The organism is Variovorax sp. 770b2, from assembly GCF_900115685.1.
Taxonomy (GTDB): Bacteria; Pseudomonadota; Gammaproteobacteria; order Burkholderiales; family Burkholderiaceae_C; genus Variovorax.
This window is the reverse complement of sequence record NZ_FOXJ01000006.1, coordinates 256,929-275,910: the sequence shown is the minus strand read 5'-3', so window position 1 is coordinate 275,910 and position 18,982 is coordinate 256,929. Positions and strand designations below refer to the sequence as shown.

Below are 18,982 nucleotides of genomic sequence, written 5' to 3'. Positions count from 1 at the left end.
AACAAAAGACACCCCGCGATGCAAACCGAACTCGCCCCCGAATTCCGCGACACCGACGACGGCCGCGAAGCCGAAGCCATCCTGCGCAAGTGCGTGCATTGCGGCTTCTGCACCGCCACCTGCCCGACCTACCAGTTGCTGGGCGACGAGCTCGACGGTCCGCGCGGACGCATCTACCTCATCAAGCAGGTGCTCGAAGGCAAGGCGCCGACGCGCAGCACACAGCTGCACCTGGACCGGTGCCTCACCTGCCGCAACTGCGAGAGCACCTGCCCGAGCGGCGTGCAGTACGGCAACCTCGTGGACATCGGCCGCAAGATCGTCGATGCGAAGGTGCCGCGTCCCGCGATGGAATCGGCCACGCGTTGGCTCTTGAAGGAAGGGCTGCCGTCGCCGCTGTTCGGCCCCGCGATGAAGCTGGGCCAAGCGGTGCGCGGCCTGTTGCCCGATGCGCTCAAGGCCAAGGTGCCAGCGAGGCAGGAGGCGGGCGAATGGCCCAACGCCACGCATGCGCGCAAGGTGCTGATGCTCGCGGGCTGCGTGCAGCCGTCAATGATGCCCAACATCAACAGCGCCACCGCGCGCGTGCTCGATGCGGCCGGTATCCAGGTGGTGATCGCGAAGGAGGCGGGCTGCTGCGGGGCGGTGAAGTTCCACCTCGACGACCAGGAGGGCGGCAAGGCGCAGATGCGCGCCAACATCGATGCGTGGTGGCCGCAGGTGGAGCGCAATGAAGTCGAAGCCATCGTGATGAACGCCTCGGGCTGCGGCGTCACCGTGCGCGAGTACGGCCACATCCTGCAGCACGATGCGGCCTACGCGGCGAAGGCGGCGCGCATCAGCGAACTGACGCGCGACCTGAGCGAGCTGCTGCCCGATCTCGTGCCCGCGTTGAAGGCCCGTGTGCGCGCACCCGAGGGCGTGGTCGCCTACCACCCGCCGTGCACGCTGCAACACGGCCAGAAGCTGCGCGGCGGCGTCGAGACGCACCTGCGCGCGCTCGGCTTCGACGTGCGCGTGGCCATGAACGAATCGCACCTGTGCTGCGGCTCGGCCGGCACCTACTCGGTGCTGCAGCCCGAGCTGGCCTACCCGCTGCGCGACCGCAAGCTGGGGCACCTGAAGCAGCTGCAGCCGGCCACCATCGCCTCGGCCAACATCGGCTGCATCACGCACCTGCAAAGCGGCAGCGGCGACACGCCGGTGAGGCACTGGGTCGAACTGCTGGACGCGGCGCTGGGGGCGCAGGGCAGGGCCTGATCGCACAGCAGCGCAGGGCGCGGTCCGACTCGTGCGGCGGGCGCCGGCGGCGCATCATGGCGGCACCGAATCCGAAAGGAGCCTCTGCCATGTCCCACGTTTTCCAATTTCCGCTGCGACGCATCCTGCTGGCCTGCGCTTGCGTGGCCGGTGCCGTGGCGGCGCACGCCCAATCCGCCATGCCCGCGTGGCAGGGCGCAGGCCCGACGCGCTATGTGTGCGGCGGCATCGGCTCCGACGAATCCAACGCCATGCGCGCGGCCATGAAGGAGCACCCGCTCTCGCTGCTGTTCGCGCGCGCCGACGGTGCCTACATGGCCAGCGTGGACGTCGCGATCAAGGGCGGCGATGCCAGCTCTTCCGCCGCGCTGGCCTTCCGCGCCGGTGGCCCGGTCTGCCTGGTCGACATTCCCGACGGGCGCTACACCATCGACGTCACCACGCCCGGCGGACAAGCCAAGAGCCAGACGGTGACGGTGGGCGGCGGCGCGAAGACGGCGAGCTTCCGCTTCTGAGTCTTCCGAACCTAGGGCGTGTTGTGTCCAAGCGGCAAGGTCAGCCAGAAGGTGGTGCCCGCGCCCGGCGCGCTCTCGGCCTCGATGCGTCCGCCATGCTGCTGCAGCACCGCGCGCACCACTGAAAAACCGAGGCCCATGCCGCGCGCGGCCGGCACCGTGGCCTGCGTGGCTGCGGCGCCGTCTTCCTTTTTCATCACCAGGCGCTGGCCGCGCGGCGTGGTGAGCAGCGCCTGCAGTTGCGAAGGGGTCATGCCCGAGCCCTCGTCGCCGACGGCGATGCGCACGCCGCCATCGGGCCGGCCGTCGATGCCGGGGACGATGTCCATGCGCAGGCTCACGCGGCCGCCCCGCCGGCTGTGGCGGATGGCGTTGTTCAGCAGGTTCACGATGGCGCGCGTGAGCAGCGCGCCGTCGGCGGGGATCACCGTTTCGTCGCTCTCGTCCAGCCGCGCCTCGATGCGCACGCCGTTGGCCTGGGCGTAGGGCCACGCCTGGTCGCGCGCATCGAGCAGCACCGCACCCACGTGCGTCTCGGCGAAGCGGTAGTCGTTCGACTCGGCCTCGGTGTAGTCCATGAAGCCCTCGGAGAGCGCGAGCGTGCGCTCGGCCTCCCGGCGGATGGCCTGCAGGAGGTCTGCCGAGGGCGGCGCGGCACCGGCCTCCTCGGCGTGCATGGACAGCAGGCTGAGGATGGTGACTTGCGGGCTGCGCAGGTCGTGCGACAGGAAGCGCCGCCACTCGTCGCGCTGGCGCTGGGCTTCGCGCTCGGCAGTGAGCTCGGGCAGCACGATCACCCAGGCGCGGTCTTCCGGCGCGGCGGCGCCGAAGGCCGCGGCCTCCAGGCGGAACACGCGCGCCTCGGGTGTGAGGTATTCGCCATGCAGGCGCGCGGTCCAGTGCAAGCCGTGCGTTGCCGCCGAGGGGCCGGCCGCGGCATCGGCCCTTGGCGTGGCCGCCATCGGCGCGATCAGCGCCGGCAGCGACACGCCGCGCAGCGCGCCTGCACCGTCATCGTCGTGGCGGGAAGGGAGCACCCCGCCGCCCAGCAGGCGAACGGCCGCGGCGTTGCTCGAGGCGATGCGCCCTTCCTCGTCGCAGATCAGCATGGCCACGGGCATGGTGTGCATGGCCTCGTCCATCAGCTTCTGCATGCGCTGGACGCGTGCGATGGCCCGGTCGAGCGCCCGCTTGGGGCGGGCCATGGGGTCGGCAATGGGCGCGCCGCGCGCGGGCAGCACCTCGAAGGCGCCGGCCGGCAGCGCATCGAGCGCCTGGGCGCGCTCCCGCAGATAGGCGAACTGCGACTCCAGCCGCCGCCAGCTCCACAGCAGGTAGAGGAACACGAGCCCGAGGATCGGCGCCGCCGGCGGCAGCCACCAGTGCCGCGCGAACATCGCGACCACGCTGACCAGCAGGCAGGCCGCGGCGAGGCCGAACGCGATCGGCAATGCGTGGTGCGCCATGCGGACCAGGAGCCACAACGCGATCCACAGCGGCACGAGGGTCCACGCCGCGTAGACCAGCGGCGACAGCACGCTCACGTTGCGCTCGTGCAGCAGGTTGTCGATGGCGTTGGCGTGCACCTCCACGCCGGGCAGCACGCCGCGGATGCGGGCGTTCGGCGTGAGCGTCTGGTCGCCCAGGCCCGGGGCGGTGGCGCCCACCAGCAGCAGCTTGTCGCGCAGCAGGTCGCCCGGCACCTCGCCGCGCAGCACGCTCACGTAAGGCACGGTGCGGTAGCTGCCGCGCGGACCGGCAAAGAGCAGGTGCAGCGGGTCCTGCCGCAGCCAGGTGCCGGCCGGCGCGGCCGCCACGGCGCCGGCGGGAGCACGGTTGGCCATCAGCGCGCCCACGTAAGGCTGGAGATGCCCCGCATAGCCCTCGCGCAGATAGAGCGTGCGCGCCACGCCATCGGTGTCCGGCGTCAGCCCCGCATGGCCGACGCCCCTGGCGCGCTCGGCGAACATGCCCAGGGGCGGAAGAAAGCCCGGCCAGCTGCCGGCCATCGGCGTCAACGGGTTCGCATGCAGCAGCGGCAGGTAGACCGGAAGTTTTTCCATGGCCTGCGCCAGCCGCTGGTCCTCCCGCGAGTCGGCGCTGGGCTCGGTCAGGAAAAGATCCAGCAGCACCGCGCGCGGCTTGTCGGCCGCCAGCCGCTCCAGGAGCCGCGCATGCGTGTCGCGCGGCCAGGGCCAGCGGCCCAGCTCGCTCAGGCTGCGCTCGTCGATGGCGATGATGAGGATGTCCGGCGTCGGCGTGTGCGAGGCCAGGAGCAGCGTCTGGTCGTGGATGGCGGCGTCCAGCTGCAGCAGGCCGGGACGCTGCGCGAGCCACAGCATCGCGATGGGCAGCAGCAGCGCCATCAACAGCCGTTCGACGACGAGCCGCGTGCGCATGGTGCGGGCTCAGCGCGCGGGGATGTCGAAGCTGCCGCCGAAGCCTTGCTGCAACGGTTGCAGCTGCGGCGCGTCGACGGAAGCGGCGGTGCCCGACTCGCGCACCCGCCAGTGGTAGCGGCCGCCGAGCGCGAAGGGGCCGACCGTCATGCCGGTGGCATAGACGGCGGGCTCGTTGACCAGCAGCAGCGAGAAATCGGCGCTGCGCGAGAGCTCGAAGGCATAGCGGCGCCCGGCCACGCCGGGCCAGCGGATCTCGACGCGGCCGTCCGCCGCCGGTGTCGCCGTGCCTCCTGCACTGCCGCCCTGTCCGGCTGCAGTGGCGGGCGGCAAATAGACCGTGCTGTCGCCGGGCAGGCCTTCGAGCCGCGCTGCGTCGAACGCGGTCAGGCGCAACTGATAGAAGCCGGCTTCCAGCCCGGATGGCACCGTGAACGCGGGACCGGGGCCGCGCTGTTCGTGCACCGGCAGCAGGAAGCGCTCGTCGCGCGCGAGCTGCAGCCGGTAGGTTTGTGCGCCCGCGACCGGCACGAGCCACAGCGTCCTGTCGCTGCCGCGAGGTCCGGTGGCGGGCACCAGTTGCGGGGCGGGCAGCAGCGTGCGTGCCTCGGCGTTGCCGCTTTCCAGCAGCACCGCGCCGTTGCCCGCGCGCAGCACGAGCGCGGGAGCGGGAGCGGGAGCCTCCGCGGGGCGCTGCGGGTCCTGCGCGGCCACGGGGTTCCTGCTGACCACCACCTCGCCCTCGATCACCTCGCCGGTCAGCAGGCCTTCTTCGTCGCGCACGCGGAAATGCGTGCCGCGCACGCCCAGGCCCATCGATCGCGCGCGGATCTCGAACTGCTGGCCGGGTTGCTGCTTCTCGACCTGCGACTCCACGCGGCCCTCGATGAGCCGCAGCCGGATCGTCGCGGCATCGACCGCCAGCACCTCGAGCGCGCTGCGCGATGGCAGCACGACGCGGCTGCCGCCGGGCAGGCCCAGCGTGACGAAGGCGTCGCTGCCGGTGAGCAGGGTGTCGCCCGGCTGGATCGGCATGCCGGCCGTGAGCGCCTGCTCGGGTCCGGTGCCGCGGCGGCGCCAGGCCGGTCCTTCCACGGCCGCCACCACCGCTGCGCCTTCGGGCACGATGCGGCCGTCCACGAAGTACAGCACCTTGCCCGGCTGCAGCAGGCGGGGCTCGCCCACATGGTTGCGCTGCTGCACTTCGGGCCAGCGTTGCGGCGACTGCAGGCGCTGGCCGGAAATGCCCCAGAGGGTTTCGCCAGGCTGCACGACATGCGGCGATGGTTGCGACGGTGGTTGGGGTTGGGGTTGCGGCTGCGCCGAAGCCGCCAGTGCAAGGAGCCACGCGCACAACGCCAGCGGCCCGCCCCACAACCGCGATGGCGACGGCGACGGCGACCGCGACCGAAAACCTCGCCCCGTCCTGGGCCCGCTCATCGTCATGCAGTGATCTTTTCTCGTTGGCAGGAGCATAGCCCCGGCCCATGGCGCCACCCTCATGGCTCCGCCTGCTGCGTGGCCTCGAGCCGGTAGCCGCGCCCGTAGACCGTTCGCAGGCTCAGCCCGCGCTCGGCCTCCAGGCCGAGCTTGCTGCGCAGCCGGTAGATGTGGCTGTCCAGCGTGCGCGAGGGCAGCTCTTCGCTGCTGTAGCCGGCGCTCTCCAGCAGGTGGGCGCGCGAGACCACGCCGCCGATGTGCTGGAACAGCGTGAGCGCGAGCTTGAACTCGCGGTCGGTGAGGGCATGCCGCTCGGCCGGTGCGCCGTGCGGCGCCACGGGATGGATCAGCACGCTCTGCGTGAGCCGGTCGAACTCCCAGCGCCCGAAGCGCTCCTGGTCCGACTGCGCGACCGGCGTCCTTCGTGCCATCAGGCGCTGCACGCGCGCGCGCAGCTCCAGCGGGCGGAACGGCTTGACGATGTAGTCGTCGGCGCCGAAGTTCAGCGCCTGCACCACGTCCTGCTCCGACGCGCGCGAACTGAGCATGAGCACGGGCACCAGGTCCCGCTGCCAGGTGCGCAGCCATTTCAGCAGCTCGACCCCTTCGAGCCCCGGCACGTTCCAGTCGAGCACCAGCAGGTCGAAGCTTTCCCGCCGCAGCACGCCCTGCAGCGCCGTGCCGTCGGCGAAGGTGGTGCACGCCACCGTCGTGTCACCCACGGTGAGCAGGTGCTCCAGCGTGCGCACGAGGTGCGATTGCTGGTCCGGGTCGTCTTCGAGGATGGCGATGCGCATGAGCTCCGTTCGTCTGGCGGCGGGATTCTGACAGTGAATCGGAGGCGCGAATCTGACGAATTCGTGCGGGTCCCGCGCCTGAAACATTGTTATGGCTCATTAATAAGTAGTAAAGAAATTCACACATTGGTCCGAAAAGCGCCGGCAATTCTGACCAAACCTCGTGGCGTCTTCTTGCACGAAGGCCCCCCTGGACATCATCCGCGCCCTGTGCCTTGCCGCAGCTGCGTGGACGCCGCTCCCACGACAGCTGGTTGAAGGATTCGTATGGGGCGGTTGGATCGAAGTCGAGGGATTGCTGAAATGAACAGGACGTACCGCTCCGTGTGGAGCGAACAGACCGGCACGTGGGTTGCCGCTTCCGAAATGGCCAAGGGCCGCGGCCGGGGCTCGCGCAGCGTGCGCTGCGCCGTGGCGATGGGCGTGCTGTTGCTGGGCGGCTCCGCCTTTGCGCAAAGCGGGATCGGCACGCCGTCCCCGGACCTCAGCTCGTGGTTGACGATCGGCCCGGCACCGGGTCCGGGCGTGCCGAACAGGGGTGTCTTGATGCCGCGCGTGGCATTGGGAGATGCAACAACCTGGGGCCTCGCCGCCCCGACGCCGGTGGACGGCATGGTCATCTACAACACCACCGCCGGTACCGCGGCCAATGGCCTGATGGCCGGACTGATGACCTGGAAGGGCGGCGCGACCGGCAAATGGGTCAGCGTCGACGAGACCCCCTACCTGCATGTCAACAGCGCCGCGGCAGGCAACTCCACGCTCGCCAATTCCGGGGCGACCGGCAGCGAGAGCATTGCCATCGGCCCCAATGCCGTTGCCGCAGGCGGACAAAGCACTGCAATCGGTTCCGGTGCCGTGGCCACAGGCATCGGCGGTGTATCCGTGGGGGCCGGGGCGGGTGCGAATGCCACGGGCACCGGCAACATCGCGGTCGGGCAAGGAGCGGGAACCCAGTTCGCCGGCGACTTCAACACCGGGGTCGGTGCAACGGCGGGCATCGCCACCCAGGGCTCTTACAACCTGGCTTCCGGCTACACGGCCGGCGCGAGCACCAAGGGCGATCGGAACACCGCCTCCGGCTTCTTTGCAGGCACCCAGACGACGGGCGACGACAACGTCGGCAGCGGCTCGCTCGCAGGCGCGTTGACGACCGGCAGCCGCAACGTTGCGCTGGGAACGGCGGCCGGAACCGTGGGTGCGACGACCGCGAACGGCATGACTCCCCAGTCCGGCATCACGGCCAGCGACACGGTCAGCATCGGCACCACGGCGGTCGCCAGCAAGGACAGCGCCATTGCCATCGGCACCGGCGCGCAGGCAACGGGCTGGAACAACGTGGCGATCGGCGAAAGCGCGAGGGCCATCAACAACTTCAACAACACCGCAGTGGGCTATGCCGCGAATGCCAGCGGCGCCGAGTCGACCGCGATCGGTTCGCGCTCCGTTGCGAGTGGCAATCAAGATACGGCAATCGGCGTGGGCGCTACTGCAACCGGTTCCGGCAGCTTTGCTGCCGGTGCAGGCGCGCATTCCTCCGGTGTGTATTCGGTGGCGCTGTTGAGTTTCGCGAGCGCTCCGGCGGCGGTTGCCATCGGCCTTGCTGCGAATGCCAGCGGGTCGAATTCCGTTGCCATTGGTGGCGGAGATCCCTCCACCTACCTGGGCGGGGCCGCAGCTTCGGCTTCCGGCGCGGTGGCCATTGGAAACAGCTCCGTCGCGTCGACTGTCAATTCCCTCGCGTTGGGACAGGGCGCCACCGTCAACGCGCCGGCGACTGTGACCGCCATCGACAGCGGCGTGGGCGGCATTGCCATTGGCCAGGGCGCCACGGTGACCGGAGGCTCCGACACCTATCCGAACATGGCCATCGGCTACCAGGCCAAAGCCGTCGGAGGGGTTTCCGCAACCGCAGTGGGCGGCCGCGCCAACGCGGCGGGCACCGACTCGGTGGCGCTGGGCGTGGATGCCATGGCTTCCGGGCCGCAGTCGACAGCCTTGGGGCGGTCGGCGACCGCAAACAATGTGGCGGCCACAGCCGTGGGGCGCTCCGCGACGGCGACCGCGAATCGTGCGACCTCCCTGGGCTACTCGGCCGATGCGACAAACAACCGCGCCACTGCCATCGGCAGCGATTCAACGGCATCGGGGGCCTACGCCACGACGCTGGGGGTCCAGTCGACGGCGTCGGGTACGGCATCTTTTGCCCAAGGTTATCTGTCGAACGCAAGTCAGTCGGCGGCGATCGCCGTCGGCTATGCGGCGAAGGCCAGTGCCGCCGATGCCATCGCGATGGGTCGTGGCGCGCAGGCCAGCGGCGTGAGCAGCATCAGCATCGGCACGGGCAACGTGGTCTCGGGCAACAACAGCGGTGCCATCGGCGACCCGAGCGTCGTCGATGGCGCCAACAGCTACAGCGTGGGCAACAACAACAGCATCGGCGCGGGGGCAAACAACACCTTCGTGCTGGGCAACAACGTCAACATCGGCAAGAACATCAGCGGCGCCGTGGCACTGGGCGACAGCAGCGGCGTGACGCAGGCCGACGGCGTGGCGCTGGGCAGCAAGTCGCAGGCGACGACGGCTGCGGGAGCGGTGGGCTACGACCCGGGCACGGGTGCTCCCGCACTTGCAGGCACGGCCATCGCCAACACCACCAGCACGCTGGCGGCAGTGAGCGTGGGCGGCAACGGGCAGTACCGGCAGATCACCAACGTGGCAGCCGGCGCGGCCGACAGCGATGCGGTCAACGTGAGCCAGCTGAAGGCGGTGAGCGCTTCTGCGGCAGCGGGGGCCGTGCACTACTACAGCGTGAATGACGGCGGAGCGCAGGGGGGCAACTTCAACAACGACGGTGCCACAGGCGTCAATTCGTTGGCGGCAGGTGTGAACGCGGTTGCAGCCAGCCGGTCCGGCGTGGCCATAGGCGAGGGGGCGCGTGTCACGGACACCACCGGTTTTGGTGCCGGCGTGGCTGTCGGCGCGAATGCCCAGTCCAATTCGTGGGGCGCGCTGGCCATCGGCAACAACGCTGGCAGCGGCTACACAGGCGGCGGCTTCGACACCCTGGTGGGCGTCAACACGGGACTGAATTCGACCAACGTCAACCCCAACAGCTATTCAGGCTCCACGCTGGTGGGCATGGCCGCGGGCTCGAATGCCACGCTGGGCTACCGCGACACCTTCATCGGCTACCAGGCCGGACAGCAGTCGAAGGTCGGCGCCTCGCAGGGGGGCGTCCAAGGCAACAACGTGGGCATCGGCGACAGTGCGTTCTCAGGCAGCACCGGCAATTGGGATGTGGTCGTGGGCCGCGAGGCCGGTACGAATTCGACCGGCTCCAACAACCTGGCCGTGGGCGGCTTTCGCACCGGCACATCGGTCAACGGCAGCGGCAACGTCGCACTCGGCTCGGAGGCGGGCCAGAGTGTGACGGGCAGCGGCAACGTGGCCATCGGCTCGGCGACGGGGGACGGCTTCCCGATCACGGGCACGGGTGCGGGGTCCGGCACGAACGGCTCGAACAACATCGCCTTCGGTGCTTCGGCGGGCCAGGACATCACGGCCAGCAACACGGTGTCAATCGGCCAGGGCGCGCGCGGCAGCGCGGACAAGGCCATCGCCATCGGCACCGGTGCGCTCGCCTCGGGCAACCAGTCGATCAGCATCGGCACGGGCAACGTGGTGAGCGGCGCACGTTCGGGCGCGATCGGCGACCCGAACGTCATCGACGCCGACGACAGCTACGCCATCGGCAACAACAACACCATCGCCGCCGGCGCCAAGCAGAGCTTCGTGCTCGGCAACAACGTCGCGGTGACCAACGCCAACAACGTCGTGCTGGGCAACAACAGCGCCGACAGGGCGGCCGCGCAGGTCAACAGTGCCACGGTGCCGGGCGTGATCGCCACGCTGAACCCCGACGGCACCGTCAGCTACAGCGCCGGGCCGGCCATCACCTACGGCAACTTCGCCGGCACCGCCACGGGCGTGGTGAGCGTCGGCGCGGCGGGGGCCGAGCGGCAGATCGTCAACGTGGCGCCGGGCGCCATCACCGCGACCAGCACGGATGCCGTCAACGGCAGCCAGCTGTACTCGGTGGCCAGCACCGTCAACGCGCTGAGCGGCAGCATCACCACCATCGTCAACAACGCGCAGACGCATTACTACAGCGTCAACGACGGCGGCACCAAGCAGGGCAACTACGCCAACGACGGTGCCAGCGGCGCCAATTCGGTGGCGGCCGGTGCCGGGGCCAGCGCCTCGGGGGCCGGTGCCGTCGCGGTAGGCAACGCGGCCACGGCCAGTGCGGCCAACAGCGTCGCGGTGGGCTCCAACGCCACCGCCGGCACCGCCAACAGCGTCGCGCTGGGCAACGGCTCGACCACCACCGCGGCCACGCCCACGGCCAGCACCACCATCCAGGGGCAGACCTACAACTTCGCCGGTGCCAACCCGGTCGGCGTGGTGAGCGTGGGGGCACCGGGTGCCGAGCGCCAGATCCAGAACGTGGCCGCGGGCCAGCTGAGCGCCACCAGCACCGACGCGGTGAACGGCAGCCAGCTCTACGCGACGAACCAGGCGGTCAACAACATCCAGACCGGGGGCGGCATCAAGTATTTCCACGCCAACTCGCAGGCCGCGGATTCGCAAGCTGCAGGCGCGGAGAGCGTGGCCATCGGCCCGCAGGCCATCGCGCTGGGGAACAACTCGTTCGCGGGCGGCAACGGGGCGCAGGCGAACGGCGCGGGCAGCATCGCGCTGGGGGCGAACGCCATCAGCACGAGCAGCAACGGCGTGGCGATCGGCAACGGCGCCTCGGCCGACCGCGCGAGCATGAGCGGGCAGAAGGAGTTGTTCTCGAACGCCGTCGTGAACTCGGCGCAGGGCGCGGTCTCGGTGGGCAGCACGGGCAACGAACGCCAGATCACCAACGTCGCCGGCGGCACACAGGCCACCGACGCGGTGAACGTGCGCCAGCTGCAGGCCGTGCAGGCCGGCGGCGTGCGCTACGACACCAACGTGGACGGCAGCGTCAACTACAACAGCATCTCGCTGGGCAACAACACCGGACCGACGACGATCCACAACGTGGCGCCGGGCGTGGCGCCCACCGACGCGGCGAATGTGCAGCAGCTGAACCAGCAGGGCGCAGCCAACACGGCCTACACCGACGCACGCACCAACGCGCTGGGCGGCGAGATCCGCGACGTCGCACGCAACGCCTACGCCGGCGTGGCCGCCGCCATGGCGGTGCAGATGCCCGGCACCTACGTGCCCGGCAAGACGGTGATGCGCATCGGCTACGGCGTCTTCAAGGGCGAGAGCGCGGTGGGCGTGAGCTTCCGCCGTACCTCCGAGAGCAACGCGTGGAGCCTGACGGGCGGTGTCGGCATGAGCCGCGCAGGGGCGGCCGCCACGGTCGGCGCCGAGTGGGTCTTCAATTGAGCGCAGGGAGAAAACAAATCATGAATCGAACGATCTGCGGCGCAGCGCTGGTGGCGGTGATGCTGGCCATCCAGGGCTGCGCCTCGCCGGGCGCGGCCATCGACAAGGACGCGCAGGCGCGTGTCGCATCCGAGCAGCCGGCGGCGCCCAGGCCCGAGGACTTTCCGGAGCCCGGCGGTGCCAAGTGGAAACAGGGCGCCTTTCCCGGCACCGATGCGTTTGCCCGCATCCGCACCGGCATGGGCAAGGACCAGGTGCGCGAGCTGCTGGGCTGGCCGCACTTCAGCGAAGGGCTCTGGGGCGTGCGCGAGTGGAACTACATCTTTCACTTTCGCACCGGCAAGGGCGCCGACTACGTGACGTGCCAGTACATGGTGCGCTTCAACGGCGACGGCATCTCGACCGGCGGCTGGTGGAAGAACCCCGACTGCGCGCTGCTCGCCCAGCCGCCGGGGGCCACGCCGATTCCGGCCACGCCCAAGCTCGCGCCGCCGCAGAAGGTGACGCTGAATGCCGATGGCCTGTTCCGCTTCGACGGGGCATCGCTCTCCGACCTGCTGCCCGAGGGGCGCGTGCGCGTCGAGCGCCTGGCGGGCGAGCTGCGCAACAACTTCCGCTCGCTGCACTACATCCTCGTGACCGGGCATACCGATCGGCTGGGCGGCGACGCCTACAACGAGGCGCTCTCGCTGGAGCGGGCGAACACCGTGCGCGAGTTGCTGGTGCAGCAGGGCATCGACCGCAAGCTCATTCGTGCCACGGGCATGGGCAAGCGCCAGCCCGTTGTCGGCGATTGCGAAGGCACGCGCAGCTCACCCGCGCTGCTGCGCTGCCTGCAGCCGAACCGGCGCGTCGAGATCGACGTCGCAGGGGAGCAGTAGGCAATGAGCGCGCGAATCCATCGGGGGTGCCGGATTGCTCTGGTGGATTCGGATGCGCTGCAGCGCATCTGCACCAACAACTCGCTGTGGGCGCTGGGTGCGGACAGCGCGCCCTTCAGCCGGATGCCGGAGCTCGCGGCGTCGATCCGCGCAGGGCATCGGTTCGATGCCGTCATCGTGGGCCTGCACGCCGACGCCGCCGAGACAGTCGCGGCATGGCCCGGGGTGCAAGAGGCCGCGGGCCAGCCGCTTCCCGTGCTGTACCTGGCACATCCCACCGAACTGGAGACCCTGCAACAGCTGCCTTCGACGGTGCTTTCGCAGGTGTCGTTCCGGCTGCTGGCCTCGCCGGTGGACGAGGGCGCGCTGCTCGCGTGGCTCAATGCACTGGACCTGCGGGACGGACGACGCGCAGGCGGCAAGGTCCTGCGCGTCGGTGCCTGAGATCAGCCAGCCGCCAGCGCCGCCTCGACATCGCGCGTGAGCGAGGCCGGCGTGTCCAGCGGCGCGTAGCGCTTGAGCACCGTGCCGTCGCGCCCGATCAGGAACTTGGTGAAGTTCCACTTGATGGCCGTGAGGCCCAGGAGCCCCGGCTTCTCTTTCGTCAGCCACTGGTAGAGCGGTGCGGCGTTGCTGCCGTTGACGTCGATCTTCTCCATCATCGGAAAACTCACGCCGTAGTTCTTGGTGCAGAAGGCGCCGATTTCCTCGTTGGTGCCCGGGTCCTGCGAGCCGAACTGGTTCGACGGAAAACCCAGCACCGAAAGGCCCTGGTCGGCGTACTTCTCGTGCAGCGCCTCCAGCCCCGCGAACTGCGGCGTGAAGCCGCATTTGCTCGCGGTGTTGACGATCAGCAGCACCTTGCCCTTGAAGGTGGAGAGCTTCACCGGCTTGCCGTCGATCTGGTTGGCCTCGAAGTCGTAGACGCTGGTCATGGAGTGTCCTCAGTGAGTGGCGCAAGCGCTGGAGGCGCGATCATCGCCCCGCACGGGCGTTCGCGCAAACGCCGACCAGACCGCGCCCGCCACGATCAGCGCGCCGCCCAGGAGGATGCGCGCATCCATGGTGGCCGCGCCCAACGCCACGGACGAGACGCTGGCGAACAGCACTTCCGACAACATGATCACCGAGGCCGCGCTGGACGTGAGCCGCGCGGCGCCGTACTGCAGGCACACGTTGGCCACGATGAAGCCGCCGCCCAGGAGGACTGCCCAGCCGAGCCAGCCGGGTGTGGCCAGCAGCGGGGAGGCGATGCCGCCAACGCTGGAGCCGACGAGGGCCGCGGCGCCGCCCACCACGGCGCAGCCGCAGAACATCGCCAGCGCGCGCGATTCGCCCGGCGCTTCGCGCAGATGGCGCAGCGTGATGTTCGTCACCGCGAAGCTGAAGCCCGCCGCCACCCCGAGCCAGTCGGGCAGGCTCGACGGCACGGGCCAGTCGGTGCCGGGCGCCTTGAGCACCACGACCACGCCGGTCAGCGCCAGTGCCACCCGTGCGAGCGCGCCGCCCGTGGGCCGCTCGCCGAGCAGCAGCCAGGCCAGCAGCACGTTCCACAGCGGCATCAGGTAGAACAGCAGCACCACGCGCACCACATCGCCCTGCGTCGCGGCCCAGTTGAAGCCCACGTTGGTGAAGCCCGCCGCAAGGCCCAGCGCCATCAGCATCGGGAACGCCGCGAAGGCCTTCCATGCATGCCGGCGCAGGAGGCCCATCACCACCGCGATGACCAGGTAGATGAGGCAGGTGGTCCACAGCGGATGCAGTCCGTGGCCGGCGAGCTGGCGGAATGGAAACCACGAAACGCCCCAGGCGAAGGCGTTGAAGACAAGTGCGAGCGCGGGCATGGTGGCGTTGGAGAAATGGAGGCTTCGGCGCCCGGCGCGCCGGCCGTCTCACCAACGCAGTCGCGCAAGGTCAGTGATGTTTGTCGCTGCGGGCGATCGCCAGCAGGTGCTCGACTTCTTCCGGGTACTTCTTGAGGTTGTTCTCGTGCCAGCGCTTGATGAGCCACATGCAGCCCGCCACCACGAGGCCGAAGGCGCTGATCGCGCCGTAGGCCGACAGGCCCAGTCCCGTGCACACGCTGTAGAAGCCGCCCAGGAGAAGAATGCAGGCCTGCTCGTTGAAGTTCTGCACCGCGATCGAGCGGCCCGCGCCCATCAGGTTGTGGCCGCGATGCTGCAGGAGCGCATTCATCGGCACCACCAGGAAGCCGCCCAGGCCGCCCAGGATGATCAGGAACGGCACCGCGAGCCACACGTTGCCGATGAAGTTCATGCAGATGACCATCAGCCCCATCGCGATGCCCATCGGGATCACGCGGGTGGCCATGTCCAGCCGCATGCGCATCGAGGCCACGATGGCGCCCACGGCCGTGCCGATGGTCACCACGCCGGTGAGGGCCGAAGCCTGCGTCGTGTTGTATCCCAGCGCGAGCGAGGCCCACGCGAGCACGATGTACTTGAGGTTGCCGCCCGCGCCCCAGAAGAGCGTGGTGGTGGCCAGCGAGATCTGGCCGAGGCGGTCGCGCCACAGGCGCGCATTGCAGTGCCAGAAGTCGGGCAGCAGCGCGGCGATGTTGCGCACGAAGCTATGTTCGGGGTTGGAGCGCAGCGGGCGCATCTCCACGCCGGTGTGCGGGATGCGCGTGTTGAACCAGGCCGCCAGCATGTAGACCAGGATCAGCACCGAGATCGCGGCCTCGGCCGGCGAATCGATGCCGGTGTCGATCAGCGGGAAATCGAAGGCCAGCAGCTGGCTGGAGACCGCATGGCCCACCAGCGTGCCGCCCAGCACGATGCCCAGCAGGATGGATGCGATGGTCAGCCCTTCGATCCAGCCGTTGGCCTTGACCAGTTGCGAGGCGGGCAGCAGCTCGGTGAGGATGCCGTACTTGGCCGGCGAGTAGGCCGCAGCGCCCAGGCCCACGATCGAATACGACAGGAGGGGGTGCGAGCCGAACAGCATCATCAGGCAGCCGATCACCTTGATCGCATTGCTGATGAACATCACCTTGCCCTTGGGCAGCGCATCGGCGAACGCGCCCACCAGCGGCGCGAGCACCACGTAGAAGACCGCGAAGATCGGCACCAGGGCCGCGCGTTGCCATTCGGGGGCGCCCGAACTTCGCATGAGATCGACGGCAACAACGAAAAGCGCTTGGTCGGCCAGCGACGAAAAGAACTGGGCCGACATGATCGTGTAGAAACCGCGCTTCATCGATGGGCTGGCTGGCCAGAGGGTCTGCTGGCGGTAGTGAAAAAGTGTCGCGTCCGGAGCGAATGGGCGGTTATAGCATGGGGGTACGGCGCCCAAATGGGCATCCCCACCGGTTTCGACCCCATTCCCGGAAATGCTAAAACGTGGTCTGCATTTCCTCCAAGACCGCCGAGAGCCCCCATGCCGCGCCCCATTCTCGCCACCGTCCATACCGCTGCCCTTCGCAACAACCTGGGCAGGGTCCGCCGCTCGGCGCTCGACGCCCGTGTCTGGGCCGTGGTCAAGGCCAATGCCTATGGCCATGGCATCGAGCGGGTCTATGAAGGCCTGCGCGGCGCCGACGGTTTTGCGCTGCTCGACCTGGCCGAGGCCGAGCGCGTGCGCGCCCTGGGCTGGCGCGGCCCGGTGCTGCTGCTGGAGGGCGTATTCGACGCGCGCGACCTGGAGCTGTGCTCGCGCCTGGACCTCTGGCACACCGTGCATTGCGACGAGCAGATCGACATGCTCGCAGCGCACAAGACCCTCAAGCCGCAACGTGTTTTCCTCAAGATGAACTCGGGCATGAACCGCCTGGGCTTCACGCCCGAGCGCTTCGGCTCGGCCTGGACGCGCCTGAATGCGCTCACGCAGGTCGACGAGATCTCGCTGATGACGCACTTCAGCGACGCCGACGGCGCCCGCGGCATCGCCCACCAGGTGGAGACCTTCGAGCGCGTCACCCGCGACCTGCCGGGCGAGCGCTCCATCGCCAACAGCGCAGCCACGCTGCGCCATGCGGACCAGACGCGCGGCGACTGGGTGCGCCCGGGCATCGTGCTGTACGGCAGCGCCCCGGACTTTCCGGCGAACGACGCGGCGCACTGGCAGCTGCAGCCCACGATGACGCTGTCCACGAAACTGCTCTCGGTGCAGACGCTCAAGGCCGGCGACACCATCGGCTACGGCTCCAACTTCACGGCCGAGGGGCCGCTCACCATCGGCGTGGCCGCGGTGGGCTATGCCGACGGCTATCCGCGCCACTGCAACACCGGAACGCCGGTGCTGGTGAACGGCGTGCGCACCCGCATGGTGGGCCGCGTGAGCATGGACATGATCACCGTGGACCTCACGCCCGTGCCCGATGCGGCGTTCGGCACCGAGGTCACGCTGTGGGGTCACTCGACCGTCACCGATGCGGTGCTGTCCATCGATGACGTCGCGCAGGCGGCGGGCACCGTCGGCTACGAACTCATGTGCGCCGTGGCGCAACGCGTGCCCTTCGCGCCCGCCGAAGCCGACCCAGACACGCAGCAATGAAGGTTCTTTCCAACTGGCGCTCGATGCGCCTTTGGGAAACGCAGATCGAGCGCGACCTGCATCGCAACCACAGCCTGCGCACGCACGGCATCCTGATCGGCACCTTCATGCTGCTGCTCATGTGGGGCGTGTCGGCGCTGCAGATGCACCTGCTGCATGTGGATTCGCTGGCGGTGCGCTATTTCCTCACATTGGGCGTGGGGTATCTGGGCTACCTGCTGGTGCTGCGCTGGTGGGCCCGGCGGCTCGTCGAGAACGGGGTGGGTGTCCATCTCGACGTGGGCGGCGGCGACGTGGTCGACGCTGCCGACCTTGCATTGGACGTTGCCAGCAGCGCGAGCGACGCCGGTTTCGGCGGCGCGGCCGACATGGCCGGCGGCGCACTCGAACTGGCGGGCGAATCCGACGAAGGCGCGATCATCGTCGTGCCGGTGGTCGCCATCTTCCTGATCTGCGTGGCGGTGCTGTTCGGCGCCGGCTCGCTCGTGCTGCTGTATTTCAGCTGGGATGCGCTGCTGGCCGTCGCCATCGAGGTGGCGTTCTCGTATGTGTCGGCGCGCGCTGCGGTGCGCGTGGCGCGCGAGGGCTGGCTGGTCGCGGCGGTGCGGCTGACCTGGAAGCCGCTGCTGGGCGCGCTGATCTCCGCGGTGATCCTCGGTGCGCTGCTCGATCACTTCATGCCGCATGTCAATTCGCTGCCCGAGGCCGTGCGCGTTTTGCTGACGACGCACTGAGCTTCCTGTTTTCGCGGCCGGCGGGTTGCCGATCATGGCGGCGGCGTGGTGGGCAACGATGCCGCCAAAACCCGTTGTACAGCCGCAGCTTCCGTGAATTTGTAGCCGTGCGGTGTCGAACCGCGCCCTCCGCCCCAATGACAATGCCGACCGGAGGGAGAACAGTTCACATGATCTCGACGCACAAGACCCGCGCTGCATTCGCTTGCGGCATTGCGATGGCAACCCTTGGTTTCTCGGCATACGCCGCAGAGCCGGATGTGCCGGCGCCACCAGCCCCATCCGCGGCGATGGCCGCAGACGTCCCCGTTCCTTCGCCGCCATCCGTTGCCCCGCCCGCCGAAGCGGCAGCCGCGCCGCAGACCCGCGTGCGCGTCAATCGCGCCGCCTACAAGCCGGGCATCGAACGGCTTCGCGTGGTCCGGCGCGAGAACACGGGCAACCAGGTCGCAGGGCAGATCGCGCTGAACGTGGCGCTGTCGTTGATCGCCGGTGGGATTTCCGTCGGCGCGCAAGGCTTCTCGAAAGACGACCTCGCCGGCACGACGCTGGAAGAGCTCAAGGACGATCCGGTGGGCGCCAATCCGGCCATCGGTGAACTGACCGACGCCCTGAGCAAGGTCGCCACCGACATCTACCGCAAGCGTGCCGAGGCTGCGCATGCCCTCGCGCTGACCGACGGCTCCACGCCCGAGGAAATCGAGGAAGCGGGTCGCGTGCAGAAGGAAGCCGACACGCCGCTGAATCCGGGCCCCTGGCACCTGGTCTACGAAAACCTGACGGGAACGGACGAACTGTTCCGCCTGAAGTTCGGTGCCCAACTCGGCCGCGCGGGCTTCATGCGGCCGCCGGCTGCCTGCTCCTACCAGTCGGAACCCATCGCCTGGACGCAATGGCAGGCCGACAACTGGCAGCGGCTGCGCGAGGAGCGTGCGAAGGCGGTGGCGAGCTGCACCGAGACGCTGGCCGCCACGCCCGAAAAGTTTTGGTAAT

General features: G+C 69.3%; 14 protein-coding genes. 8 read left to right on the top strand and 6 right to left on the bottom strand.

Features of this window, described 5'->3' with window-relative positions; all coding sequences use genetic code 11:
- Positions 1-18 precede the first annotated feature (18 nt).
- Positions 19-1,260 (top strand): glycolate oxidase subunit GlcF, encoded by a 1,242-nt coding sequence (glcF, locus tag BM133_RS27385; RefSeq protein WP_093441012.1) that lies wholly within the window; start codon positions 19-21, stop codon positions 1,258-1,260.
- An 89-nt stretch (positions 1,261-1,349) separates the two neighbouring features.
- Positions 1,350-1,775 (top strand): hypothetical protein, encoded by a 426-nt coding sequence (locus BM133_RS27380; RefSeq protein ID WP_093441010.1) that lies wholly within the window; start codon positions 1,350-1,352, stop codon positions 1,773-1,775.
- Between the two features lie 11 nt (positions 1,776-1,786).
- On the opposite strand, the gene BM133_RS27375 is transcribed toward BM133_RS27380, so the two are convergent.
- The 3 genes from BM133_RS27375 to BM133_RS27365 form a co-directional block, all read right to left on the bottom strand.
- Entirely contained in the window at positions 1,787-4,174 is a 2,388-nt protein-coding gene (locus tag BM133_RS27375) for a CHASE2 domain-containing protein (RefSeq protein WP_093441007.1), read from the bottom strand.
- Positions 4,175-4,183: 9 nt separating this feature from the next.
- Positions 4,184-5,446 (bottom strand): FecR family protein, encoded by a 1,263-nt coding sequence (locus BM133_RS27370; RefSeq protein ID WP_177224955.1) that lies wholly within the window; start codon positions 5,444-5,446, stop codon positions 4,184-4,186.
- Positions 5,447-5,673: 227 nt separating this feature from the next.
- Entirely contained in the window at positions 5,674-6,411 is a 738-nt protein-coding gene (locus tag BM133_RS27365) for a response regulator transcription factor (RefSeq protein WP_093441003.1), read from the bottom strand.
- A gap of 303 nt (positions 6,412-6,714) precedes the next feature.
- Between BM133_RS27365 and BM133_RS35240 the strand changes: the two genes are divergently transcribed.
- The 3 genes from BM133_RS35240 to BM133_RS27350 are packed head-to-tail and all read left to right on the top strand — an operon-like array spanning position 6,715 to position 13,184.
- A complete protein-coding gene (locus BM133_RS35240) occupies positions 6,715-11,859 on the top strand; it encodes an ESPR-type extended signal peptide-containing protein (protein ID WP_177224954.1) in 5,145 nt (1,714 codons plus the stop codon).
- 20 nt (positions 11,860-11,879) lie between these two features.
- Positions 11,880-12,740 (top strand): OmpA family protein, encoded by an 861-nt coding sequence (locus tag BM133_RS27355; protein WP_093440998.1) that lies wholly within the window; start codon positions 11,880-11,882, stop codon positions 12,738-12,740.
- A gap of 42 nt (positions 12,741-12,782) precedes the next feature.
- On the top strand, positions 12,783-13,184 hold the full coding sequence (locus tag BM133_RS27350; RefSeq protein WP_093440995.1) for a hypothetical protein: 402 nt from the start codon (positions 12,783-12,785) through the stop codon (positions 13,182-13,184).
- 2 nt (positions 13,185-13,186) lie between these two features.
- Here the strand turns inward: BM133_RS27350 and BM133_RS27345 are convergent, their stop codons facing one another.
- The 3 genes from BM133_RS27345 to lplT all read right to left on the bottom strand — a co-directional run bounded on the left by BM133_RS27345 (position 13,187) and on the right by lplT (position 15,959).
- Positions 13,187-13,675, bottom strand: a complete 489-nt coding sequence (locus tag BM133_RS27345; RefSeq protein ID WP_093440993.1) for a glutathione peroxidase — start codon at positions 13,673-13,675, stop codon at positions 13,187-13,189.
- A gap of 9 nt (positions 13,676-13,684) precedes the next feature.
- On the bottom strand, positions 13,685-14,584 hold the full coding sequence (locus BM133_RS27340) for a DMT family transporter (RefSeq protein WP_093440990.1): 900 nt from the start codon (positions 14,582-14,584) through the stop codon (positions 13,685-13,687).
- Between the two features lie 70 nt (positions 14,585-14,654).
- Complete coding sequence (gene lplT, locus BM133_RS27335; protein ID WP_093440986.1) at positions 14,655-15,959, bottom strand: lysophospholipid transporter LplT; 1,305 nt, start codon at positions 15,957-15,959, stop codon at positions 14,655-14,657.
- Between the two features lie 180 nt (positions 15,960-16,139).
- Between lplT and alr the strand changes: the two genes are divergently transcribed.
- The 3 genes from alr (at position 16,140) to BM133_RS27320 (ending at position 18,981) form a co-directional block, all read left to right on the top strand.
- Complete coding sequence (gene alr, locus BM133_RS27330) at positions 16,140-17,255, top strand: alanine racemase (protein WP_093440983.1); 1,116 nt, start codon at positions 16,140-16,142, stop codon at positions 17,253-17,255.
- Complete coding sequence (locus BM133_RS27325; RefSeq protein ID WP_093440980.1) at positions 17,252-17,989, top strand: hypothetical protein; 738 nt, start codon at positions 17,252-17,254, stop codon at positions 17,987-17,989. Before alr ends, BM133_RS27325 begins: the two co-directional genes overlap by 4 nt.
- Positions 17,990-18,279: 290 nt before the next feature.
- Positions 18,280-18,981: a hypothetical protein gene (locus BM133_RS27320; RefSeq protein WP_256219370.1), complete on the top strand. Its 702-nt coding sequence runs from the start codon at positions 18,280-18,282 to the stop codon at positions 18,979-18,981.
- Position 18,982: the final 1 nt, after the last annotated feature.